Origin of the sequence: Mixta intestinalis, from assembly GCF_009914055.1 — a bacterium.
In the GTDB taxonomy this organism is placed as follows: Bacteria; Pseudomonadota; Gammaproteobacteria; order Enterobacterales; family Enterobacteriaceae; genus Mixta; species Mixta intestinalis.
In genome coordinates this window covers 689,511-713,461 of the sequence record NZ_CP028271.1, presented here as the reverse complement: position 1 = coordinate 713,461, position 23,951 = coordinate 689,511, and the positions used below count along the sequence as shown (strand labels likewise).

The following is a 23,951-nucleotide window of genomic DNA, read 5'->3' as shown; positions in this document are numbered from 1 at the left end:
AGCGTAAACAATTGCCGCGCATTTTTTCACGCTGAACAGGCTAAGATGAAAAGATTAACCCACAATAAGGATCATCATGTCTCGTCAACGCTACTCTTATCAGCCGCGCGCCGGTCACGGCCTGCCGCACGATCCGCTGAATGCCATCATCGCCCCACGTCCTATCGGCTGGATTAGTTCACAAAGCGCGGCGGGCGAGCGCAACCTGGCACCCTACAGCTTCTTTAACTGCTTCAATTACCAGCCGCCAATTATCGGCTTCTCCAGCCAGGGCAAGAAAGACAGCGTGCGCAATATTCTGGAAACCGGCGAGTTTGTCTGGAACCTGGTGACTCGCTCGCTGGCGGAAGCGGCAAATGAAAGCTCCGCCTCGGTGCCGCACGACACTGATGAATTTGCCCTGACCGGGCTGACGCCGCTCCCGGGCAGCCTGGTGCAGGCACCGATGGTGGCAGAAAGCCCGGTTAATTTCGAGTGTCGCCTGACGCAGCATTTGCAGCTGCATAACGCTGACGGCGTCGCACTGGATGGCTGGTTGATCCTCGGCGAAGTGGTGGCGGTACATATCGATCCCGATTTGCTGGAGGAAGGTATTTATCAAACCAGCAAGGCGGAGCCGGTATTACGCGCCGGTGGCCCCAGCGCCTGGTATGGTATCAGCGAAGCGCAGCGTTTCGATTTGATTCGCCCCGACGCCCGTAAAAAACCCTAAGGATAACCCGCCATGACATGCAGCATGGCCTGTAGGGAGAAGCGCGATGAACGTACCCGCAGCGTTAATTAAAGAAGCAATACAATGGCGTCGCCAGCTGCACGCCAGCCCGGAGCTGGGCTACGAAGAACAGGTGACCGCCCGCTTTGTCGCGCAACAGCTGCGCAGTTTTGGGCTACAGGTTGCTACCGGCCTGGCGGGCACCGGTGTTATCGGCACGCTGGAAACCGGGCCGGGCGCAACTATCGGCCTGCGTGCCGATATGGATGCGCTGCCGATCGCCGAGCTGGGCCACTGCGCCTGGCATTCGCAGCACCCCGGCGTGATGCACGCCTGCGGCCACGATGGCCATACCGCCATGCTGCTGGCCAGCGCCAAATGGCTGGCGCAAACGCGCCGCTTCAGCGGTACGGTGCATTTTATTTTTCAGCCCGCGGAGGAGAACCTCGGCGGCGCACGACGCATGGTGGAGGAAGGATTATTTCAGCGCTTCCCGATGGATGCGGTTTATGCGCTGCATAACTGGCCCGGACTCCCCCTTGGCGAAGTGGCGATCAACAGCGACGCGATGATGGCCTCGCTCGACGCCTTTGAAATCACCCTGAGCGGTAAAAGCTGCCATGCGGCGATGCCGGAAAGCGGTGCCGATCCGGTTGTGGCGGCGGCCCAGCTAATCGTGGCGCTACAGACGATTCCGGCACGGCGGCTCTCGCCGCTTGCCTCTTCGGTGGTCAGCGTGACGCAGATTCACGGCGGCGAAGCGATCAATGTGATACCAGAGAAAGTGACCCTGCGCGGTACGGTTCGCTGCCTGCAAAGCGACGTCAGAGAGAAAGTGCGGGCGCTGGTAGCCGATTTTGCCCGGACGCTGCCACAACCGCTGGGCGTAGAAGGCGCGATTCGCTGGTATCCCGGCTATCCGGTAACGCGTAATAACGCCGCCGCCGCCGCGCTGGTGCGTGAAGTCGCCAGCGCACAGTTTGGCACAGAGAAGGTGCATTGGCAGGTGAACCCTTCGATGGCGTCAGAAGATTTCGCCTGTATGCTGGAGGCCTGCCCCGGCGCCTATTTCTGGCTGGGCGCAGACGGCGCTACCCCTTCCCGCCCGCTGCATAACGCGTACTATGATTTTAACGACGCGCTGATTGAACATGGCGTTGCCTTCTGGCAGCGGCTGGTAGAAGCCCGTCTGCCGCCAGCTGCCTGACCAGCGCGTTATTCGCCGGCCTCAGCCTGTGCCGGATAGCCTGCGGCATCCAGCTGCGCCAGCGCCGCCTCCAGCGACGTACTGCGCCCGCTGGCGACATAGCAGCACGCAATTTGCAGCCGCAGCGCCTGCGGCACCGGACGCGCCTTCTCCACTACCTGCTGAATCCAGGCGGCGGTAGTTGCCGCGTCCTTACTCTGCGGCAGTTCGCAGCGCTGCTCAGGTTGACGCGCCAACAGCTCCTGCGGCTCGGCCCCAGCACCATTAATCCAGGCGATGGATGGACAGCGTAAAGGATTAGCGTAAACCTCTCCTTCCGTGCCGTTCAGCAACAGCGCGATGCCACCGCTGGCGCTGAAAAATTTACCGACGCGCGGAATGTATTCCGGGTGCGAGACGCTGGCAAGACGCAGCGCCGCCGTTTCGCCAAATGGCGTAATCAGCTTCGCCAGCGTATGGGCGCTGTTGCGCACTCCCAGCCGCCAGCGCAGTCCCAGCTGTTTCGCTAGCGGCGGACAGAGCGTATCCACGCTGATAAAGACTGGCTCGCCGCTCTCCAGCCTCGTCTGCGCCTGCGCGATATCGGCGGCGGGCGCAATCCCCAGCGCCTGAAACACCGCCTCGCTGGTGACGCGCGTGGCATCTTCACTGACGCCATGTACCACCACCGGAAAACCGAGGCGCGAGAGCAGCAGCGCCAGCAGCGGCGTCAGGTTACCCTGGCGACGTGCGCCGTTATAGCTGGGGATCACTATCGGCAACGGCTTGCCTGCGGGCGGCGTCAACGGCAGCACGCGCTGTTGCAGGGCGCGATAAAAGCCCGCCAGCTCCGCCTCGCCTTCTCCCTTAATGCGCATTGCCACCAGCAGCGCCCCCAGCTCCAGCTCCGGCACTTCATCATTCAGCATGGCACGATAGAGTTGATAAGCGGTCTCTTCATCGAGATCGCGGGCGTGGTTTTTGCCGCGTCCCACTTCTTTAATCAGTTGGCTGTACTGCAACATTTAACGCTTTTCCTTTTTTCGTCGTCGTCCCGCCGGAACCGTTTTGGCACGCTCTGGCTGCTTTATCGGGCCGTCAGGCATCGGCGGCTGCGCGATGGGGAAAACCGGCAGCGCTTTTAACAGGCGCGCACCATAGGCTTTGGTCATCAGACGCCGATCGTAAATCACGATTTCACCGCTACACTGGTGGCTACGAATTAAGCGCCCTACCTGCTGTATCAGGGTAAAGGAGGCGCTCGGCAAGCTTTGCACCTCAAACGGATAGCGCTTCAGGCTTTTCAGCCACTCGCCTTCTGTCAAAATTACCGGACTGTCCACCGGCGGAAAAGCAATTTTATGAATATGTACCTGCGTCAGCAGTTCGCCTTTCAGATCGAGCCCTTCGGCAAACGACTGTAGCCCTACCAGCACGCTGGTTTCTCCCTGCTCTACCCGCTTGCGGTGTAACTCTACCAGCCGGTAGCGTGGCTGATCGCCCTGCACCAGCAGCATCAGACGCAGATCGCTGAGATGCGAGATAAATTGCTGCATGGCGCGATTGCTGGCGAACAGTACCAGCATACCCTTGTGCTCGCCCGCCTCGACCTGATGACGAAAGAAATGGGCCATCTCGGCGATATGCTGCGCCTCGTTTGCCATCAGCGGCTCGTAGCGCATCTGCGGAATAACCAGTCGCCCCTGCTCCACATGGTTAAAGGGCGAGCCAAGAGCCACAAAGCGGTCGCCCACCTTTTCGCTCAGGCCGGAAAGCTCCTGCAGGCGGTTAAAGCTGTTTAGCGACTGTAACGTAGCCGAAGTCAGCACCACATGCGGTACTTTGCGCCACAATAGCTTCTCCAGCTGTTCGCTGACGCGGATACCGGCACAGTGGAAAAAAAGGTGCGGCTGCCCTTCGCGCAGCTCACGGCTGACCCATTTCGACACCGGCGCGCCGGAAGCATGCTCCATTGACGCCAGCCGCCACAGCTTGCTGATGCCTTCAAACCAGCCAAAAGCACGGTTCATCTGCAATAACGTGCGATGCAGACGTACCACGTCATACTGCCCGGTTTTCTCGCTAAGATCGTTCAGCAGCGCTTCCGCCAGCCCGCGTAGCCCGTCGCTCAGTTTGTAGAGCCGGGCGCACAGCGCCATCATCTCGTCTGGCAGCTGCCCCATTTCAAAGCGAAATTCCGCCTCCTGCGGCTCCGGCGGCAGCCAGAGCGCCAGAATGCGCACCAGGCTGGCGAGCTGTTCGCGCCATTCATCACAGTGGATTTTCAGCCTTTCAACATTTGCCAGCGGCGGCGGCGTTTTCGGTCGAAACTGCGCCATACAGGTTTCCACCAGCCGTACAAAGAGATCGAGTTGCAGGTGGGTAAAGCCTGGCGAAATATCAGCGCTGGTTTCCAGCGCGTCGCGCGCCACTTCCGGCAGGTGATGCCCCTCATCCAGCACCAGCAGCAGCTGTTTGGCTGGCGGCAGCACCGATTCGCTCTCCAGCGCCGCCATCACCAGTGCATGGTTCGCCACCACCACATCCGCCTGTTCTATCTCGCGACGGGCAACGAAAAAGGGACACTCACGATACCAGTGGCAGTTACGCCCCAGACAGTTCGCTTTATCGGTACTGAGCCGTTGCCAGAGCGAATCGCCAATCGCCTCTTCACTGTGATCGCGCAGACCGTCCCACTGATAGCGGTTTAACGCTTTCTCCAGCCTGACGCACTGCGTTCGCTCTTCTTTGCTGGCAACCATCTCTTCATCGAGAAACAGCAACAGATCGCCCTGCTGTTCGCTGTCGGTCGCCAGCGCGTTCAGGTTACGCGGACAAACATAGCGCCCACGCCCGAAGGCAGCGGTGAATTTCAGTTCGGGAATAATTTTTTTCAGCAACGGCAAATCTTTACTGTAGATCTGATCCTGCAACGCCACGTTCGCCGTGCTGACGATCAGCGGCTTCTCTTCCGCCCGCCCAACGGCGATACCGGGAATTAGATAGGAAAGGGTTTTACCCACGCCGGTAGGCGCTTCAATCGCCAGGTGCCGCCCTTCTTCACCGGTCAGGGTTTTTGCCACTTCGGCAATCATCTGCCGCTGCGGCGCACGCGGAATAAAATCGGGAACCTGCTGTTGCAGCGCTTTATACCATTCGCCAATCTGCGCTTTTAACGCTGCGGTTAATGCCATCTTGCTCTCTTCCTGCCTTGATAACCTGTATTTTTACACAGTATCGCGCTGGCGTCAGCCGCTTATCAGCGAATCTGGAAGATAGCTTCCGTAACGAGCAGGCGTGGAGCAGAAACTAAGCCAGCCGTTTATACATGACGGTCGTGGCATCCATCGCGCCTTCAGGAGACTGCGCGTAATAAGGAATCGCGCCCGCGATCTCCCAGCCGAGCGAAAGATAGAGCAGGCTGGCGATATCGCCGCTGCGGGTATCCAGCACCATCAGGCTGCGCCCCGCCTCTCTGACATACTGTTCCGCCCGCTGCATCAGCTGGCGCGCAATGCCCTGCCGACGCGCAGCCGGATGTACCAACAGCTTGCCGATTTCGGCCCGATGGCGGCCATTGGGCATGCTGTTCCAGATAATGATGACGGTCGCTACTACCTGTCGCCGCTGGCGCGCCACCAGCAACAGCCGCTCGTCGCGATCGAGACTGGCGAAAATATCCAGCCAGAAGTTGCGCATCAACGGGCGATCCATCGGATCGATAAAACCTACGCTGGCACCATCCGTTACGCATCCCTGTAGCACATCGGTCAGCGCTTCCAGCTCGCCGCGTGCCTGCTGTCCGTTCAGTAGCTGATACTCGATCATCGACACTCCTGTGGTAAAAAAGCGCTCATTTTTGCGGGATAGCCATACGCCGCTATTGGTATGCTTAACAAAATGAGAATGCGTAGTTTTGTGGGTGCGATCAAGTTGTACAATCTAAAAAAGAATGTACAACTTGCCGCACCTCCGCTAAGGTTAAAGCAGAAATTCCCGTTCCTATGACAAGCAGAGGAAGTGCATGACCCTATACAGCATCGGTGATGTCGCCGAACGCTGTGGTATCAACCCGGTAACGTTACGCGCATGGCAGCGTCGCTATGGGCTGCTGAAGCCACAGCGTACCGAAGGCGGGCACCGACAGTTTGACGATGAAGATATCCAGCGCATTGAAGAGATCAAGCGCTGGATCGAAAGCGGCGTGCCGGTAGGTAAAGTTAAGGCGCTGCTGGAAGGCGACAACGTAAATGCCCATGATGGCTGGGTGTCGTTGCAGGAAGAAGTGATGAGCGTGCTGCGCTATGTACGTCCTTCTAAGTTGCGAACAAAAATTGCCGCGATCGGTCGTGAACATCCTGTGGATGCGCTTATCGATCACGTATTTGTCCCGGTACGACAGCGCCTCGGACTGGATCAAAATACCGCAAAGGCGATGTGCAGCCTGCTTGATGGCGCGCTGATTGATTATGTTGCTTTCTGCCTGACCGGCACGCGTAAAAAAGCGGGTAAAGATGCGCTGATTATTGGCTGGGGCGTGGAAGATCGTACCCGCATCTGGCTGGAGGCCTGGCGGCTGGCGCAGGCAGGATGGCGCATGGATGTACTGGCAGAACCGCTGGAAAACCCACGCCCTGAGCTGTTTCCTGGACAACAGATTTTCGTCTGGACCGGTAAAAAGCTGACCCGGCGACAAATGGAGCAGTTTGCTCACTGGCACGAACAGGGTTTCTTAATTGCTCTGCACGGTCACAGTTAAATCTGCGTTAAAGAGGCGTAAATTACCTGGTCGCCGAGGGCGGATCGCGCTATGATCCGTTCTCATGTTTTATCTTTACAGGCAATACGATGAACTGGCAGAAATTCCTGGTCGGCACGCTCTTTTTTATCATGGCGGTCGGCGGCACCGGCGGTTTAATGCTGGTGGGCTACACCATTATTTTACATTCCCGCTAAGCCAGCGTTGCAGGCGCTCAAACAGGCGATCTACCACCAGCGCCAGTAACGCCACCAGCACCGCCCCCTGAATCACATACGCCGTATTAAATCCGCTCAGGCCGATAATCACCGGCGATCCCAGGCTTTTGGCCCCCACCGTTGAGGCGATCGCCGCAGTACCGATGTTGATAATGGTTGAGGTACGAATGCCTGCCAGTATCACCGGCGCTGCCAGCGGTAACTCAACACGCGTCAGCCGCTGCCAGCCGCCCATGCCAACGCCGTGCGCCACTTCGCGTGCGCTTTCCGGCACCGATTCCAGCCCCGCCAGCGTTCCCTGCAAAATGGGCAGGATGCCATACAGCAGCAGCGCAATCGCCGCAGGCCACTCGCCGAAACCGATCACCGGCACCGCTACCGCCAGTACCGCTACCGGCGGAAAAGTTTGTCCGGCAGCGGCCAGCGTCTCGATCAGCGGACGAAACTCACGCCCGGCACGGCGCGTCACAGCGATGCCCGCACTGATGCCGATCAGCGTGGCGCCGAAGCTGGAGGCGGCTACTAACGTAATATGCGCCAGCGCCAGCCGTAAAAAACTTTCCTGCTGGTAGACCGGACGATCCAGCTGCGGAAACCAGGCGGCAAATAACGGGCCGCTGTACGGCATCGCCAGCAACAGCAGCACAAACAGCACGATAAGCCACAGCAGTGGATCGTACAGCCACCTCATCATGCCCCCTCGCGCTGGCGTAGCAGATCGCTAAAGTGCAGCACGCCCAGCGGCACGCCCAGGGAGTCGGTCACCGGCAGCTTATCGGTCTGGCGGGTAATAAACAGTGAGAGCGCTTCGCGCAGCGAGGTATCAGCAGTAATCGGCGCTGTCTCCTCCAGCCATTCGCCGCGTCGGGCCGCTGCGCCGGCCTGGTCCAGCGCCAGCAGACGCACGCCCAGCTCGCCGCGCCCAAAAAAATCGCGAACAAACTCATTCGCCGGACGCGCCAGCAGATCCAGCGGTTTACCCTGCTGCACGATGCGTCCGTTATCCATCAGTACAATATTATCCGCCAGCGTTAGCGCCTCATCGATATCGTGTGTGACCAGTACGATAGTGCGTCCCAGCAGGCGATGAATACGAATCATCTCCTGTTGTAGCGCGCCACGGGTAACCGGATCGAGTGCGCCAAAGGGCTCATCCATCAACAGCACTTCAGGATCGGCAGCCAGCGCCCTTGCCACACCAACGCGCTGCTGCTGCCCACCGGAAAGCTGATGCGGATAACGGTGGCGCAGTTCATCATCAAGGTTAAGCAGCGCCAGCAGCTCGGTTACCCGCGCCTGTCTCTTCGCCTGCGGCCATTTCAGCAGGCCTGGTACGGTGGCGATATTTTTTTCCACCGTCCAGTGCGGAAACAGCCCAATTGACTGAATGGCATAGCCCATGCGTCGCCGCAGCGCCTGCGCATCGAAGCTGCGAATCTCTTTACCGGCAAACTGGATGGTGCCTGCATCATGCTCAATTAGCCGGTTAATCATTTTTAGCGTGGTCGATTTGCCGGAGCCGGAGGTACCGATCAGCACGGTAAAAGTCCCTTCGGCGATATGCAGGTTAATCCCATCCACCGCCGCCTTATTGGCAAAAAATTTACTGACCTGATTAAACTGGATCATAGATTGCGCTTCTCCAGCAGCGAGATAAGGATTTTAAACAGGGCATCCACCAGCACCGCCAGCGCAACCACCGGAATAACGCCAAGCAGCACCAGCTCCAGTGCACTGCTTAACAGCCCCTGAAAGATAATGGCGCCGAAACCGCCCGCGCCAATTAGCGCGGCGATCACCGCCATGCCAACCGTCTGGATAGTCACCACCCGCAGGCCGCTGAGCAATACCGGCAGCGCCAGCGGCACCTCAACCAGCCAGAAACGTTGGATGCGCGACATGCCCATGCCGCTGGCGGTTTCCCTGACGCCCGCAGGCACCTGTTGCAGTCCGGCCACCACGCTGCGTACCAGCGGCAGCAGCGCATAAAGCACTAAGGCAATCAGCGCGGGAGCCAGGCCAATACCGCTAACGCCCAGCCGCGCCAGCCAGGGAAAGCGACTAACCAATCCAGCCAGCGGCGCAATCAGCAGCCCAAACAGCGCCACTGACGGCACGGTCTGGATAATATTCAGTACGGAAAAGACGGAGGCCTGCCAGCGCGGGCGGCGATAGCAGAGGACGCCCAACGGCACGCCCAGCATCAACGTCGGGATCAGCGTGGCGATCAGCAGCAATAAATGACGCGCCAGCGCCTGATCGAACACATCCTGGCGGTTGGCGTACTCTTTCAGCAGAGACAGCTGATCGAGCTGCCCGCCGAGCAGCAGCAGAAACAGCGGCAGCCATAGCTGCGCATTCAGCAGCAGCCGCAGCGAGGCGTTACGCGTCAGGCGCATCACGCTATCTGACGCGATCAGCAAGCAGAGCGCACAGGCTGCCCACAGCCCACTACCGAAACCGGTGCGCGCCAGCGTGTTGCTCTCCTGCGCCAGCGTCTCTGCCGCATGGCCGCCTAATGCTACCAACAGCGTTAACAGCAGTTCACTGAGCGATAACGTCAGGATGAAGGTTGGGCGTTTAAGCGGCTGCCAGGCAAGCAAAAACAGCAGGGGCAGAATGACTAAAATCAGCCAGCCCGCGCCATGCAGCAGCTGCGTTAACATCACCGGCTGACCGGAGACAAGCCGATTAGGGGCAAAGCTGGCAAACGGCAGCGCAAACAGCGCTGCCGTCAGCAGCAGCGTCAGCAGCAGCAGGACGCGGTTATACAGGGCGAATCGCAAAATCACTCCATCAGCCTGATGAGGTTATCAGGCGTACCCGCTACAGCAGTTTGTTCTGTTGCAGCCAGTCGGCAGCGACTTTTTTCGCATCCTGGCCTTCAACGGCAATTTTGGCGTTCAGTGACTGTAGCGCCTTTTCATCCAGCGCGGCAAACACCGGCTGTAGCCAGTTAGCGATATCAGGATGCTGTTTCAGCACCGCGGCGCGGATCACCGGCGCAGGCGCGTAGATAGGCTGTACGCCCTGCGGATCGCTCAGAGTTTGCAGCCCCAGCGCGGCAACCGGGCCATCGGTGCCGTACGCCATCGCAGCATTGACTCCGGAGGTTTGCTGCGCCGCCGCTTTGATCGTTACCGCAGTATCACCGCCCGCCAGCGACAACAGCTGATCCTGTTCCAGCTTAAAGCCATAAGCTTTTTCAAACGCGGGCAGCGCATCGGCGCGCTCAATAAACTCGGCGGAAGCGGCCAGCTTAAAGTTGCCGCCCTGTTTCAGATAGCGGCTGAGATCGGCCAGCGAGGCCAGCTGCGCTTTTTGCGCCAGATCGCCGCGCACCGCGATGGTCCAGGTGTTATTAGCAGGCGCAGGCGTCAGCCAGACCAGCTGGTTTTTCTCGGCGTCCTCTTTTTTTACCTTCTCATAGCCCGCTTTGGCATTTTTCCAGGCGGCATCGCCCGCCTGATTAAAGAAAAATGCGCCGTTACCGGTATATTCGGGATAGATATCCAGTTCGCCCGCCACAATAGCGCCGCGCACCACCTGCGTGTTGCCAAGCTGAATCTTATTTACCGTCGGCACGCCATGTTTTTCCAGCACCTGCAAAATAATATTGCCCAGCAGCGAGCCTTCCGTATCAATTTTAGATCCCACGCGTACCGCATCAGCAGCATGCGCACTTCCCACCAGCGCGAGCAGTGCGGTAAGCGTTATTAAGCCGCGACGTGCAGTAGCGAAAGCCATAGTTTTTTCCTTTTATTAAGAGTTTTTCAAAGCGTAGCGCAATTCGCCGTGCATGTCGGAAAAACACATTTTTTCTGCGGGATGCTACCCAGGAAGAGATACCAGCGGAAAAGAGAGAGCGGCTGATGACGTCGGGCCGCATCATAAGCAGAGTCAGGAATAAATGGGCGGTTCAGGCGGGCGTTAAAAACATCGGCTGCGGCAGCCCGCCATTGTTAGCTACAGGCGGCGAGCGGGGTTTCTTGTGCAGCAGCGCCTTGCGTAAAACGCGCCAGGTGAGCAGGAATACGTGCGAAGGTATGTAAAAACCACGGAGTAAAACGTTCGGGATGGCGTGCTATCTCTTGCTCGATCTCTGCCAGCGAGAGCCAGCGGCTGGCATCAGCTTCGTCAGGATTAAGCTGTGGTTGACAGTCGCTAACGGCGAAAAAAACGTGCCCATATTCATGCTCCGTCAGCCCGTTACTCAGCGGCAGGTTATAGCTCAGCTCAAACACCGGCGTCAGCGCGAGGCGCAGCCCCATCTCTTCATACAGCCGCCGTTCCGCCGCCGCGCGCGTCGATTCATCTGGACAGGGATGTCCACAGCAGGTATTGCTCCAGAGACCGCCGCAGTGATACTTGCCGCTGGCGCGCCGCTGCAACAGCAGCTCATGTTGACGGTTGAAAACGTAAACCGTCACCGCGCGGTGCAGTAATCCCTTTTGATGAACTTCCAGCTTTTCCATTTTACCGGTAGGGCGATCGAGATGATCAACAAGGATAACTTCAATAGCAGACATGCAGGCTCCTTCAGATTTGTCTTAGCCATTGTGACATATCCGCCGCCGCGCCTGGCGAAAAATGTGATTGTCTTTATCACAAACCGCACGAAAAAATTTTTATCTGTGCGGCGTCCCGTAAATTAACGGGACGCCTGAAGGCTTTTTTACAGTTTGAACGCTTTCACAACCTGTTCCAGCTGCACGCTCTGCTCCTCCATCGCCTGCGCGGCGGCGGAAACCTGCTGCACCAGCGCGGCGTTCTGCTGCGTCGTGCTATCGAGCTGGTTAATCGCCACGTTGACCTGATCGATCCCCATGCTCTGCTCACGGCTGGCAGACATAATTTCTCCCATCAGCGTGGTGACGCTGGCGACGCCCTGCATCAGTTCATCCATGGTGTTACCCGCCTCGCCTACCAGTCGACTGCCCGCATCAATACTTGCTACCGAGGTTTCGATCAGCTTTTTAATTTCACGCGCTGAGTTAGCGGAGCGCTGGGCAAGGTTGCGCACTTCGCTGGCGACCACGGCAAAACCACGCCCCTGCTCTCCGGCACGCGCCGCCTCTACCGCCGCGTTCAGCGCCAGGATGTTGGTCTGAAAGGCGATGCTGTCGATCACGCTGATAATATCCACGACCTTACGCGATGAAGCATCAATATCGCCCATAGTGGTAACAACGTGACGCACTACCTCGGTGCCGCGTGCCGCCACCTGCGCCGCGTTATCCGCCAGCTGGCTGGCATGAGTGGCATTGTCGGCATTCTGGCGTACGGTGCCGGTCAGCTGTTCCATTGAGGCCGCCGTTTCAACGATTGAGCTGGACTGCTCTTCGGTGCGGGCAGAGAGATCGAGGTTACCGCTGGCTATCTGGCGCGAGGCGGAAGTTATCGCCAGCGCACTGTCGCCAACCTGACGCATCAGCCCCTGAAGATAAGAGATAAACTGATTGAAGCTCTGCGCGACAGCGTTAAATTCCGGGCTGTTGCTGGCAGGCAGACGCTGCGTGAGATCGGCACCGCCGGTAGAGAGCGCCAGAATATTATCATTCAGCAGGCTCAGACGTTTCATCATACTGCGGATGAAACCCAACAGCACCAACAGCAGCACAATCGCCAGAGGGATCTGTACCACGCCAAGACGCGAGAGCATAGAGTGCGTCTGCTGCGTCAGCAGGCTGGTCGGCACATCGCTTGCCAGATACCAGGGGCTACCGGCAATCGGCTGCACGAACAGCGTGCGATCGCCGGTTTCATCCTGATACTGGCTTTCAACCGGCTGTTGTCCGGCTCTGGCCAGCAACGTTTTCAACGGCGTGGCGAGTGACAGGCCCAGCTCGCTCAGGTTTTGCAGCTTTGGCGTATCGTTCACCAGCGCCGCGTTACCCACCACTTTACCGTCTGCTTCGACGATTAATACGCGCCCCTGGATCACTTCACCCATCTCTTTTGCCAGATGGTTAAAGAATCCCAGCGTTACGTCGATGGTAGAAACGCCCCATACGGCCCCGTTACGGTAGATCGCCATCGCACAGTTGGTACGCGGCTGCGGGCTGGCGGCATCCTGATAGGCGTTAGCCCAGGCGCAGCTGCCTTTTCCGGCGGCCAGTCCCGCTTTGTACCACGGCTGTTCGTAATATTTATCCGCTTCCGGCGAGTTCCAGAAGGTGTTCAGTTGCAGATGGGCGCTGGCGTCGCGGGCGAAGAAGGTACTGAATCTTTCCCGGTCCGCCGCGCGCATACCGGGTAATGGCCAGATGCCGCCGCCGAAAACGTTGCTGTCCTGATACTGGTTCACCAGCGCAGGCAGCAGGCTGTCGATAGACGCGCTGTCCATAACGCTGACCGCCTCAGTAATTGTGCGCTGCTGTGCCTGTACGCGGTTCATCTGCTCGACGATCCGCGCCGCCAGCGCATCCACCTCATAGCGAACCAGACGCTCTTCATTGGTTTTTAACTGCGGGGAAACAAAGAGATTAATAACCACTACGGTAACCGCCATCAGCAGCAGAAAAAACGCTACCAGGGCTAACGTAAAGCGGGCCTGCGTCGTTTTTAACATGTCCACACCCTTAACTGAAAGGGCCTGATTGCCCTTCTGATGTTAACGGCGTGTAAGGGCGTTCCTTGAGGCGATCGCGATCAAATTTTTTCAAATATTGCGCGGCGAGACTGATTATTCTTCCTGTTCAACTACCTGCTGACGCGGGCGGAAAATGTGGCTGGCTCCATACTGCAACAGGCGCGTAACCAGCTGCATTCCTCCACTATCTTCCTGCTGAGCAAATGCCTGCTCTGCGGCGGTAACCGGCGTGGTCCAAAGCAGGTTAACCCGCTCGCCTTCGCGCTTCGGCAGCGTAAACTGACCGCTTTCACCGCCGAGCGTGGCGGAAAGTAAAAATCCTTCAAAGCCAACCGGCGCGACGGAGGAAGTGAGGATATGCCCCTCGCCCAGCCAGTTAAGGCTGCTCCAGGGATAGTGCGCATAGTTCGCCAGCGCGCTGGCCATGCGGATAGCATTATCTTCGGTCATGACTTCCGCATCGATCGCCATCGCCAGTTCGGTACGGCGATACTGCGGTGCCAGATCCTCATAGAGAAAATCGACCCAGGGCATCGGACGGATACACATGCCCAGAGTAAAGAAATACCAGACGCCCTGATGATAGTGCTGTGAAAGCGCCATCGGTGGCCAGCGCCCTTGATCGATGCCGTAATATTTCACCGACGGGCCATAGTGCGCTTCGTAACACTGCAATAAATCGTGTTCCACCGGCTGCCAGAGATGACCATCATGCCAGTCGCGCCAGAACTGCCGGTGTGTCAGCGCCATGGCGTAATATTGATTAGTCGAGGCAGAACCGAGCGGCGCGGTCAGCCGGTTCTCTTTAATACAGCCTGCGGAAAAGCTGACCTGTTTATTTTGATAAAGGCTCCAGCCAGGAATAACCGCCAGCAGCTGTCCCTGATACCAGACCGCGGCACCATCGTCGGTTGGTTCCCAGATAATTTGCAGCCCGGCGGGATCGAGCGCGGGCTCCGCCTCCAGCGTACGGCAGCAGTCGGCGCTGAGCAGTGGCGCAATGCCCTGTTCTATCGCTTCACGATCTTCCTGCAACGGCGCAGGCAACAGGTTACGCAGCCAGCAGCCACGTACCGCAAAGCGCGAGCGAAACGGCTCGGTGGGCCAGATATAGAAATAGGCGGCCCGTTCGGTCTGTTCGATGATGGCGGTTAACGTCTGTTGCTGATTGGTGACCTCAGCAATCAACTGCGAATTTGTCATAATGCCTCAACGCAACGTAGAGGAATCCATTTTCCCCGATAATAGGGTAGGATCCCTTTTCTCGCCACGCAGCGGCAAGGGTAAAAGTCTCAAAATCATGCATAATGCAGCATTTTACGCGCCCTGAAACACCGCAAGAAAATTAGCCATGGCAGGCAAAATGCCTCCGCGCTGTTTTTCCGTGACGCTGCCCGTAATGACATAAATGGGTTAAAACTCTTCTTTGGCGCTTTTTGAAGACGATAACGGGCAAATAAATGTCTTTAGCTGTCTGCCGCTACGTTCAGCAATAAGATTTCACACTCTTTTACGCAGCATTACTCAGTAAATAAGTCATTGTTTATATTGTTTATTATTAGAAATCATTAGCATAGAATTTAATAAACAATTATTTTTCATGCAGTTAAAAGCGAAACGCCAGATAGTTGCCTGACAGCATCACCTCTACCAGGCTTTTAAAGCTAATGCAGTACACCGATATACACCATCAGAGGGAGACAGACTTATGACGATGCAATCGCTAAACGATCTGTTTGTTCATACTTTGAGCGATGTTTACAGCGCGGAAGTTCAGTTAACCAGGGCGCTGCCGAAAATGGCGGAGGCCGCTACCGAAGCGAAACTTGTCGAAGGTTTTACGCAGCATCTGGAAGAAACCAAAGGCCATATTGAGCGGCTCGACCAGGTTATCCAGGCGCTCGATCGGGTAGCGTTACAGAACGTCACCTGCGTGGCGATGGAAGGGCTTATCAAGGAGGGTGAGGAGATTATTCAGGAAGTAGAGGAAGGGCCGGTGCGTGATGCGGGTCTGATTGTTGCCGCTCAGAAAGTCGAACATTATGAGATATCGAGCTACGGTTCGCTGATGGCGTTGGCGAAAAATCTGGGCTATGACAATGTTATCTCTATCCTGAAGAGTACCCTGGATGAAGAAAAAACCACCGATGAAAAACTGACTATGCTGGCGGAGCAGCAGGTAAATCAGCACGCTGCCTGACGCACGCCATCAAAGGGCTATCCCCGTTTGATTTTTTCTACAGAGCCTGTATAAACCGATTGGTTAGCTGCCGATCGGTTTTTAATACGCATCTATACAGATTAACACAACGTTATCTTTCATTGCGCAGTAACCCCAGCCCCAAGGTGAGCAAATAGCCCAGTAGAAAAAAGCCGGAGAAACCGATGAATTTCATAAAACCATTAAATAAAAATAGCGACATAAGCGCAGCAAAGGAACAGACTCCGGTGATAACTGCCTCTAAAATATGCGAGACTGCCCAGCTAAAAAATTTAACTACCGAGAATTTTGCATATTTCACTCTGAACTCCTTTGCAAATTATGTTATGTACATTCAGATATTCAAGGTAAGGCTCCAGTTGCGGTTCAACGAGAAAATAAACCATATCAAGATTGTTTCGGGAAACCTTATCGTAAGTCATTCTGTATTTATATTGCATGCGCCTTGAGGCTAAGGCTGCTTCTTCTATCAGCCCCTGAATCATCAAAATGTTTAGCGAAAAAGAAGTTCCGAAATGAATAAACTTACGCCATGCATATGTTGACGCAGCATGGCGAATCATCGTAGTAGTTACAGTATGAGCGAACATGAACTGCGCTCCGGTTTTACCCGCTAACCGACCCAAACCATAACCAATTTTGTCATTAATAGCCGATCGTGTACTTTCATCCAGCCTTTCATAAAAATCCAGCATTACTGTAGTAATCAAACGCCTAACTGGCTCTTCTTTATTTCCTAATGATTTAACAAGCTTAAAAAACCTTTCCGTTTCAATTTGGTTTCTGGATTTAAGATCGCTACCAGACAAACCACTCCCCTGCCAAGTTCTTTTTATTCCATTATAAATTCCGCCTGGTACAGATGAAATACCTGCTAAAATACCGTAAGCTATTTCTTTCTTATCCATAGTCATATAATCTTTTAAACAGGCATGCCTGTCAGATATGTTATCTTATAAAAAAACAGACTTTATCATCTCCATTCCCAAGTTAACAAGTACCATAATTAAAAACTCCCATACTAATAATCAATAATAATAAATTTAAAGCAAACGCCGTATTATTTTGCATTTTAACGTTCCTTACCTTATTTCAATGTTGCTTACAAGCCATTATTTTTGTTATCTACTTCTCCTTTTGCCTTCATTTTTTCAAAAGTGTGATGCAACGCATAACCGTAACATCGCCACATTGTTTTTCAATTATTAAAATTTATTTTTAAACTTCCCTTCCCTGTTCTCCTTCAGAGATTCAATACATTGACGGCATTAATAAAAGAGAGAATTACCCTGATTACCGGCGGCGATCGCGATCTCGGTACGCTGACCGGGCTGGTAAACAACGCCGCCGTGCTTAAACCGCAGGCCTCTGTTGAACAGCTGGACGCAGCGCGTATCGCTTCGCTGTTTGCCGTTAACGTTACCGGCAGCTTTCTCGATATGGCAGGCGGCAAATAGCGTAGCCTTCACGGAAAAGCCGTTTATGCCGACAAAAAAACCGACCGGCGCTAACCGGTCGGTTTCACCGTCGCATACCATTACAACAGAGTGAATTCGGCATCCTGCGTTCTGACCGAATCAAGCCCGATCATCACTTTAAACTTGCCCGGCTCCACCACCTGCTGCATACGCTGGTTCCAGAACGTCAGCGCCTCAGCGTCAATCGGGAAACGCACGGTCTGCGATTCGCCCGCCCTGAGCATGATGCGCTTAAAGCCCTTCAGTTCTTTTACCGGACGGCTGACGCTGGCAACCTCATCATTCAGGTAAAGCTGTACCACCGTCGCACCGTCGCGTTTGCCGCTGTTGGTAACGGTGACGCTCGCCTCCAGCGTGCCGTTGCGCGGCATGGTGGCTGAGGAGAGTTTTACCGGCGAGACGCTGAAAGTGGTATAGCTCAGCCCGTAACCGAACGGGAACAGCGGCCCGTTAACCGCATCGTAGTAATGCGAAGTATATTTGTTCGGTTTTAACGGATTATAAGGGCGACCGGTAGGCAGATGGTTGTAGTAGATCGGAATCTGCCCAACCGAACGCGGGAAGGAGACCGGCAGCTTGCCAGATGGGTTGTAATCGCCAAACAGCACGTCGGCGATGGCGTTGCCTCCTTCGGTGCCGCTAAACCAGCTTTCCAGCATCGCATCCGCCTGCTGATATTCATGGGTCAGCGCCAGCGCACGCCCGTTCATCAGCACCAGCACCAGCGGTTTGCCGGTGGCTTTCAGCGCCGCCAGCAATTTTTGCTGGCTTTCCGGCAGCGTCAGATCGGTGCGGCTGGAGGCTTCGTGCGCCATACCCTGCGCTTCGCCCAGCGCCAGTACCACCACATCCGCCTGCTTCGCCGTGGCGACCGCCTCATCAATCATCTGCTGCGGCGTACGGCTGTCAACGGTTACCGCCTGCTCATACTGGTTAAGGAAATCCTGAATGCCTTTATGATCGGTGACGTTCGCGCCTTTGGCATACAGCAGGGTTGCCTTGCCAGCGGTGGCGTTTTTCATCCCCTGTAACAGCGTCACTGATTGCTTCGCTACGCCCGCTGCCGACCAGCTGCCCATAATATCGCGCTGGCTGTCTGCCAGCGGGCCGATCAGCGCAATGGTACCGGCCTTTTTCAGCGGCAGCGTTTCCAGACGGTTTTTCAGCAGCACCATACTTTTACGCGCCACGTCGCGCGCATCTTCACGATGCAGGCGACTTTCCGCATTGGTATCTACCGGATCGCTGCCCTTCGGCCCCAGATGGCTATAGGGATCGTTAAATAATCCCATATCATATTTCACGTTCAGTACGTGACGCGCCGCATCGTCAATCTCCTGCTGCGATACCACGCCGCGCTTCACCAGTCCCGGCAGATATTTGCTGTAGTATTCATCGCCCATGCTCATATCGATACCGGCCTTCAGCGCTACCCGCACCGCATCCTGCGGATCGCTGGCGACGCCGTGTTTAATCAGCTCTTTAATCGCGCCGTGATCGCTGATGGTAATGCCTTTGAATTTCCACTCGTCGCGCAGCAGATCCTTGAGCAGCCAGCCGTTAGCGGTAGCCGGTACGCCGTTGATTGAGTTCAGGGAAACCATTACCCCGCCGCTGCCCGCATCCAGCGAGGCCTTGTAAGGCGGCATATAGTCCTGGAACATGCGCTGCGGGCTCATATCCACCGTATTGTAGTCACGCCCGCCTTCCACGGCACCGTACAGGGCGAAATGTTTCACGCTGGTCATCAGCGCATAGCGATCCGCCGGGCTTTTGCCCTGCATCGCCTTCACCATCGTCGCGCCCATCTGTGAGGTGAGCCATGTATCCTCGCCAAAGCCTTCCGAGCCACGGCCCCAGCGCGGTTCACGCGTGACGTCCACCATCGGTGCCCAGGTCATATTCAGGCCATCATCTGCCGCTTCATAAGCCGATACCCGGCCTACGCGCGCTACCGCATCAAGATCCCAGCTGGCGGCCAACCCTAACGGAATCGGGAAGATGGTGCGCTGCCCGTGCACCACGTCATAGGCGAAGAACAGCGGGATTTTCAGGCGGCTGAGCTGCATGACCTGATCCTGCATGGCGCGGATATCGGGACGGGTAACGGTATTGAAAATCGCCCCGACCTGACCGTTTTTAATCATCTCGCGGATCGCCTCTTTCGGGTTATCCGGCCCGACGCTGATCAGCCGCAGCTGACCAATTTTTTCATCCAGCGTCATTTTCGCCAGCAGATCGGTGACAAAAGCATCGCGCGCATCGGGCGTCAGGCGATGCGGGCCAAAAAGATCGTCAGCAAAGGCGGGCTGTACCGCCAGGGAAACCGCAAGACTCAGGGAATAAATCCATTTCATCAGATTGGGCTCTCAACAAAAACGCAGGAAGAGTTTTATAGTGGTATAGCAATAGGATAGCTTCAGTGTGCCACAGGAAAAGAATAGCAGGTAGTTTCCAGGACAGACGCTTTTCTGCCTGAGCTGCTAAAGTAGAATCGACTACATAACAGGACAATGGATATGCACCCTCATCAAACCCCTTCCAGCCAAAATCTGATTAATGAACTACGCCGTATCGTTGGCGGTAGCCATTTGCTGACCGATCCCCGCAAAACCGAACGTTACCGTAAAGGTTTCCGCTCCGGTCAGGGCGATGCGCTGGCGGTCGTTTTTCCGGGCACGTTGCTGGAGCTATGGCGCGTACTTCAGGCGGCAGTCGCGGCAGATAAAATTATCCTGATGCAGGCGGCGAATACCGGCCTGACGGAAGGGTCAACGCCAAACGGCAACGATTACGATCGCGATATTGTGATTGTCAGCACTCTACGCATGGATCGTATTCAACTACTGGACAAAGGTAAGCAGGTACTTGCTTTCCCTGGCGGCACCCTCTTCCAGCTGGAAAAAATGCTGAAGCCGCTGGGCCGCGAGCCGCACTCGGTTATCGGCTCCTCCTGTATCGGTGCTTCGATTCTCGGTGGCGTTTGTAATAACTCCGGCGGCGCGCTGGTTAAACGCGGCCCGGCCTACACCGAAATGTCGCTCTACGCGCAGGTGGATGAACAGGGCCAGCTGAAGCTGATTAACCATCTGGGTATCGATCTCGGCACCACGCCGGAGCAGATTCTGGGCAAGCTGGATGATGAAAGCTGGCAAGAGAGCGATGTTCATTACGATTCGCGCCAGGCCTCGGATCATAACTATGTTGAACGCGTGCGCGATGTCGATGCCGATACGCCGTCGCGCTTTAACGCCGATGCCAGTCGCCTGTATGAAGCTTCCGGCTGCGCGGGCAAACTGGCGGTGTTCGCCGTACGCCTGGATACCTTCGAGGCGGAGAAAAAGCAGCAGGTCTTCTATATCGGCTCTAATGACACCGCCGCGCTGGAAGATATTCGGCGTCATATCCTCGCGCATTTTAAAAACCTGCCGGTGGCGGGCGAATATATGCACCGCGATATGTATGACATCGCCGAAAAATATGGCAAAGATACTTTTATCATGATCGATAAATTGGGCACCGATAAGATGCCGCGCTTATTTACCATTAAAGGGCGCGTTGATGCCATGCTGAGCCGCTTCCCGATTTTCGGTGCGCATTTTACCGACCGGCTGATGCAAAAACTGAGCGCCCTCTTCCCGACGCATCTGCCGAAGAAGATGAAAACCTGGCGCGATCGCTATGAACATCATCTGATGCTGAAAATGTCCGGCGACGGCGTGGAAGAAGCACGTCAGTTCCTGAAAGATTTCTTCCGCGAAGGCGGCGGCGATTATTTCGAATGCACCGATGAGGAAGGATCGAAAGCGTTTCTGCATCGCTTCGCCGCAGCGGGTGCCGCGGTGCGCTACCACGCGGTGCATCACGATGAGGTGGAGGATATTCTGGCGCTGGATATCGCGCTGCGTCGTAACGACCGCGAGTGGTTTGAGAAGCTGCCGCCGGAGTTTGACGATAAGCTGGTGCATCGACTCTATTACGGCCACTTTATGTGCCACGTTTTCCATCAGGACTATATCGTGAAGAAAGGCGTGGATGCACATGCGCTGAAAGAAGAGATGCTGGCGATTCTGAACCAGCGCGGCGCGGAATACCCGGCAGAGCACAATGTGGGGCATCTGTATGAGGCCAAGCCGCAGATGAAAAAATTCTATCAGCAGCTCGATCCTACCAACAGCTTTAACCCCGGCATCGGCAAAACCAGTAAACAGAAAAACTGGGCCGGATGCGGCTGCGACGGCCATCATCACGCCGAACAGTAATAACCAGGCCGCCGGTTTCAACGCCAGGCGGCGCTGCCAACCACAACGGGCCGCCGGTTTAATCCGCGGCCCGTTTTCTGTCAGGGCTGCTGGGGATTTTTTACCACCACGTCGCCATTTTTCTGCTCGATAATCATCGTCTGCGGGCGCGACAGCACGATGCCCTCTTTACGCAGCCGGGTAAGCATATCAAACAGCAGATCGCTCTTCGCACTGCCGACCTGACGCTGCGTGGCGACGTTGCCGGTTACGCTCAGCACGATGCCCTGCGGCGTCAGATCTTTAAAGCTGACGGAAGGCTCCGGCGTTTCCAGAATACGTTCGTTCTCGTTATAGACCGCCAGCAGAATTTCGCGAACCTGCACCGGATCGATATCCAGCGGAAAGGTCAGCATAATGGTTACCACACCCTGCGCGTTACCCATAGTGGCGTTGCGCACGTTCTGCGAGATTAACTGCGAGTTAGGGACAATCACCGTTGATTTATCGCTTAGCTGGATTTCAGTGGCGCGCACGTTGATACGACGAATATCGCCTTCAATCCCGCTGATACTCACCAGGTCGCCCACTTTTACCGGACGTTCGGTAAGCAGAATCAGGCCAGAGATAAAGTTTTTCACAATCTCCTGGAGGCCGAAACCGATACCTACTGACAGGGCGCTGACAATCCATGCCAGCTTATTCCACTGTACGCCCATGGTAGAGAGCGTCAGCAGAATCACCAGCACATAGCCGATATTGCTGAACAGCGTCACCAGCGAGACGCGCATCCCGGTATCCATAGTGGTTTTCGGCAGGAATTCATTATCCAGCCAGCGGCGCACCGAACGCAGCACATAAATTCCGATGACCAGGCAGAGCAGCGCATTCACCAGATGGGCAGGCACGATATTCAGCGTCTCCAGCCCTTTGCCGCCCCAGAACTCTACCGCCTTTTGCAGCAGCTCAATCGGCGTTGAGGTGCCGAAAGTGCCGTTCAGCACCGCCACCGCCGCGAACAGCAGCAGGATAGTTTTCCCCAGCGCCGACAGTAGCGCCGCCGCCTGCGACAGATGACGCGCATCGATATTCAGCGAGGTTTGAATCCGTTTGCCGCTGGGGTTATTAACCGACAGCAGGGTTTCGCAACCGTCGCTGAGCAAATGGCTGAGGAAATAAAATGCGCCGCAGACGATACCAAGCCAGACCAGCTCATAGCTCAGGAAGCGCGCCAGGGTAACGTAACCCACCGCCAGCGACAGCAGAATCGCCAATCCAGCCAGCGTAATCGCCATCTGAATCAGACCAACCAGCGTTGATTTCGCCTCTGGCGTCTGCCCTTCCTGCACCAGCCGACGCCGCACGCGGCTGGAACGGAAACTAATGGAAAGCGCGGTAGCGCCCACCAGCAGCGCCGTCAAACCGTTCGCCAGAATAGTGGTTCCGACGCTGGTGCCTACGCTGCTGTTCAGCGCTTCTACGGTCTGGAAAATAAATACCAGCGTCGCGGTCAGTGGAGGAAACGGCTTCAGCGCCATTGCCACTTCGTTAGAAATAGCGGGCAGACGCCAGGAGGGACGCCGCGTGGAGAGAAAGGCGCGCCCCAGACCAGCGATCAACCCGCAGAACACGCTCAGCTGCACCAGACGATCGACAAAATCATGGACATCGTCAGAAACTTCCGCCCGACGGGTCAGCGCCTGATCGAGAAAGCTAAACGCCATTACCACCGCCACGAGCGTCGTCAGCGCAATCGCCGCAGCGAGGAAACTGCGCCGCAGCCGCCCTTCCGGCAGCTGATGGATACTGACCCAGGCGAGAAACTCCTCGCCGTAGCGCCGTCCCAGCGTGGCGAGCAAAACCGCCGCCACCAGCCACAGCAACGTTCCTGCCCGCCAGCCCGGTTCCCAGGCCAGCGCTGCGGTATCTACCAGTTCATCGCGGAAGCTGGCCAGCTTCTCACCATCCAGCTGCTGGACGTTAAACAGCGGCGACCAGAAACGCGATCCGAAGATGCTGCCGGAGTTCAGCGCCAGCTGGGTTTTCAGGTTATCGCGCCGCAGATTAACGATTTGCGCGCTGAGGTTCAGCGAGCCGCTTTTAATCGCTTCCGCCTGCTTGATCTGATCGTCCAGCTTTTGCTTTTGATTCTCCAGCGCGGCACGTTTGCGCGTCACCTCCGGCGTCTCTTTCACGCCGCTGTCCGGCTTAGGTGCGGGACCGAGCACTGCCAGCTGGGAAATCAGCTGCTGACTTTGCGGGATCAGCGCCTGACCCAGCGTATCAGCATTCCCCGACAGCTCCAGCGCCATGTCGTTTAGCTGTGACAGCTGCGCGTCATTGGTTTCGTCGGAAACCTGGCCTTTAATCTTATCAAGGATTTTTTGCATCTTCGGCAGCTCAACCGCCGCGTTAACCTTAACAGCGGTCTCGTCTTCCGCCGTTGCGGTCGACGCATCGCCGTCGTCTGCCGCATGCAGGTAGAGCGGAGCCAGCGCCAGCAACGCCAGCAGGCTCGCTCGCATCAATCGTAACCATTTTGCC

General features: G+C 56.2%; 20 protein-coding genes. 6 read left to right on the top strand and 14 right to left on the bottom strand.

What is annotated here, in order from left to right; genetic code table 11:
* The first annotated feature begins 76 nt into the window (after nucleotides 1–76).
* Complete coding sequence (locus C7M51_RS03335) at nucleotides 77–712, top strand: flavin reductase family protein (RefSeq protein WP_160620495.1); 636 nt, start codon at nucleotides 77–79, stop codon at nucleotides 710–712.
* A gap of 46 nt (nucleotides 713–758) precedes the next feature.
* Complete coding sequence (locus C7M51_RS03330) at nucleotides 759–1,919, top strand: M20 aminoacylase family protein (RefSeq protein ID WP_160620494.1); 1,161 nt, start codon at nucleotides 759–761, stop codon at nucleotides 1,917–1,919.
* An 8-nt stretch (nucleotides 1,920–1,927) separates the two neighbouring features.
* Here the strand turns inward: C7M51_RS03330 and ybiB are convergent, their stop codons facing one another.
* From ybiB to C7M51_RS03315, 3 genes are all read right to left on the bottom strand, one after another.
* Nucleotides 1,928–2,920, bottom strand: coding sequence for a DNA-binding protein YbiB (gene ybiB / locus C7M51_RS03325; protein WP_160623548.1), 993 nt, complete (start codon nucleotides 2,918–2,920; stop codon nucleotides 1,928–1,930).
* Nucleotides 2,921–2,923: 3 nt separating this feature from the next.
* Entirely contained in the window at nucleotides 2,924–5,092 is a 2,169-nt protein-coding gene (dinG, locus tag C7M51_RS03320; RefSeq protein WP_160620493.1) for an ATP-dependent DNA helicase DinG, read from the bottom strand.
* Between the two features lie 115 nt (nucleotides 5,093–5,207).
* The gene (locus C7M51_RS03315) at nucleotides 5,208–5,726 is read right to left on the bottom strand and encodes a GNAT family N-acetyltransferase (protein WP_160620492.1); all 519 of its coding nucleotides are present in this window, start codon (nucleotides 5,724–5,726) and stop codon (nucleotides 5,208–5,210) included.
* A gap of 196 nt (nucleotides 5,727–5,922) precedes the next feature.
* On the opposite strand from C7M51_RS03315, the gene C7M51_RS03310 reads away from it, so the two are divergent.
* Nucleotides 5,923–6,657 carry a MerR family transcriptional regulator gene (locus C7M51_RS03310; RefSeq protein ID WP_160620491.1) on the top strand — a complete coding sequence of 245 codons (735 nt, stop codon included), beginning with the start codon at nucleotides 5,923–5,925 and terminating at the stop codon, nucleotides 6,655–6,657.
* A gap of 177 nt (nucleotides 6,658–6,834) precedes the next feature.
* Here the strand turns inward: C7M51_RS03310 and C7M51_RS03305 are convergent, their stop codons facing one another.
* From C7M51_RS03305 to C7M51_RS03275, 7 genes are all read right to left on the bottom strand, one after another.
* On the bottom strand, nucleotides 6,835–7,566 hold the full coding sequence (locus C7M51_RS03305) for an ABC transporter permease (protein WP_160623547.1): 732 nt from the start codon (nucleotides 7,564–7,566) through the stop codon (nucleotides 6,835–6,837).
* The gene (locus tag C7M51_RS03300; RefSeq protein WP_160620490.1) at nucleotides 7,566–8,504 is read right to left on the bottom strand and encodes an ABC transporter ATP-binding protein; all 939 of its coding nucleotides are present in this window, start codon (nucleotides 8,502–8,504) and stop codon (nucleotides 7,566–7,568) included. The genes C7M51_RS03305 and C7M51_RS03300 overlap by 1 nt, the downstream gene beginning before the upstream one ends.
* Nucleotides 8,501–9,661, bottom strand: a complete 1,161-nt coding sequence (locus tag C7M51_RS03295; RefSeq protein ID WP_160620489.1) for an ABC transporter permease — start codon at nucleotides 9,659–9,661, stop codon at nucleotides 8,501–8,503. Before C7M51_RS03295 ends, C7M51_RS03300 begins: the two co-directional genes overlap by 4 nt.
* A 40-nt stretch (nucleotides 9,662–9,701) precedes the next feature.
* Nucleotides 9,702–10,622: a glycine betaine ABC transporter substrate-binding protein OsmF gene (gene osmF / locus C7M51_RS03290; RefSeq protein ID WP_160620487.1), complete on the bottom strand. Its 921-nt coding sequence runs from the start codon at nucleotides 10,620–10,622 to the stop codon at nucleotides 9,702–9,704.
* A gap of 215 nt (nucleotides 10,623–10,837) precedes the next feature.
* Complete coding sequence (gene idi, locus C7M51_RS03285; protein ID WP_160620485.1) at nucleotides 10,838–11,404, bottom strand: isopentenyl-diphosphate Delta-isomerase; 567 nt, start codon at nucleotides 11,402–11,404, stop codon at nucleotides 10,838–10,840.
* Between the two features lie 146 nt (nucleotides 11,405–11,550).
* The gene (locus C7M51_RS03280; RefSeq protein WP_160620483.1) at nucleotides 11,551–13,446 is read right to left on the bottom strand and encodes a methyl-accepting chemotaxis protein; all 1,896 of its coding nucleotides are present in this window, start codon (nucleotides 13,444–13,446) and stop codon (nucleotides 11,551–11,553) included.
* 114 nt (nucleotides 13,447–13,560) lie between these two features.
* The gene (locus tag C7M51_RS03275) at nucleotides 13,561–14,670 is read right to left on the bottom strand and encodes a suppressor of fused domain protein (protein WP_160620481.1); all 1,110 of its coding nucleotides are present in this window, start codon (nucleotides 14,668–14,670) and stop codon (nucleotides 13,561–13,563) included.
* Between the two features lie 505 nt (nucleotides 14,671–15,175).
* Here C7M51_RS03275 and C7M51_RS03270 point away from each other — a divergent pair.
* Nucleotides 15,176–15,667, top strand: a complete 492-nt coding sequence (locus tag C7M51_RS03270; protein WP_160620479.1) for a YciE/YciF ferroxidase family protein — start codon at nucleotides 15,176–15,178, stop codon at nucleotides 15,665–15,667.
* Nucleotides 15,668–15,779: 112 nt separating this feature from the next.
* Here C7M51_RS03270 and C7M51_RS03265 read toward each other — a convergent pair whose 3' ends face one another.
* Nucleotides 15,780–15,989, bottom strand: coding sequence for a hypothetical protein (locus C7M51_RS03265; protein WP_160620477.1), 210 nt, complete (start codon nucleotides 15,987–15,989; stop codon nucleotides 15,780–15,782).
* Entirely contained in the window at nucleotides 15,961–16,596 is a 636-nt protein-coding gene (locus tag C7M51_RS03260) for a hypothetical protein (RefSeq protein ID WP_160620475.1), read from the bottom strand. Before C7M51_RS03260 ends, C7M51_RS03265 begins: the two co-directional genes overlap by 29 nt.
* A gap of 351 nt (nucleotides 16,597–16,947) precedes the next feature.
* Here C7M51_RS03260 and C7M51_RS03255 point away from each other — a divergent pair, with 351 nt between their 5' ends.
* Nucleotides 16,948–17,145 (top strand): hypothetical protein, encoded by a 198-nt coding sequence (locus C7M51_RS03255; RefSeq protein ID WP_160620473.1) that lies wholly within the window; start codon nucleotides 16,948–16,950, stop codon nucleotides 17,143–17,145.
* 80 nt (nucleotides 17,146–17,225) lie between these two features.
* Here the strand turns inward: C7M51_RS03255 and bglX are convergent, their stop codons facing one another.
* Nucleotides 17,226–19,523: a beta-glucosidase BglX gene (bglX, locus tag C7M51_RS03250; protein WP_160620471.1), complete on the bottom strand. Its 2,298-nt coding sequence runs from the start codon at nucleotides 19,521–19,523 to the stop codon at nucleotides 17,226–17,228.
* 162 nt (nucleotides 19,524–19,685) lie between these two features.
* Here bglX and dld point away from each other — a divergent pair, with 162 nt between their 5' ends.
* On the top strand, nucleotides 19,686–21,428 hold the full coding sequence (gene dld / locus C7M51_RS03245; protein ID WP_160620469.1) for a D-lactate dehydrogenase: 1,743 nt from the start codon (nucleotides 19,686–19,688) through the stop codon (nucleotides 21,426–21,428).
* Nucleotides 21,429–21,508: 80 nt separating this feature from the next.
* Here the strand turns inward: dld and C7M51_RS03240 are convergent, their stop codons facing one another.
* Nucleotides 21,509–23,932: a DUF3772 domain-containing protein gene (locus tag C7M51_RS03240; RefSeq protein WP_244323826.1), complete on the bottom strand. Its 2,424-nt coding sequence runs from the start codon at nucleotides 23,930–23,932 to the stop codon at nucleotides 21,509–21,511.
* Nucleotides 23,933–23,951: the final 19 nt, after the last annotated feature.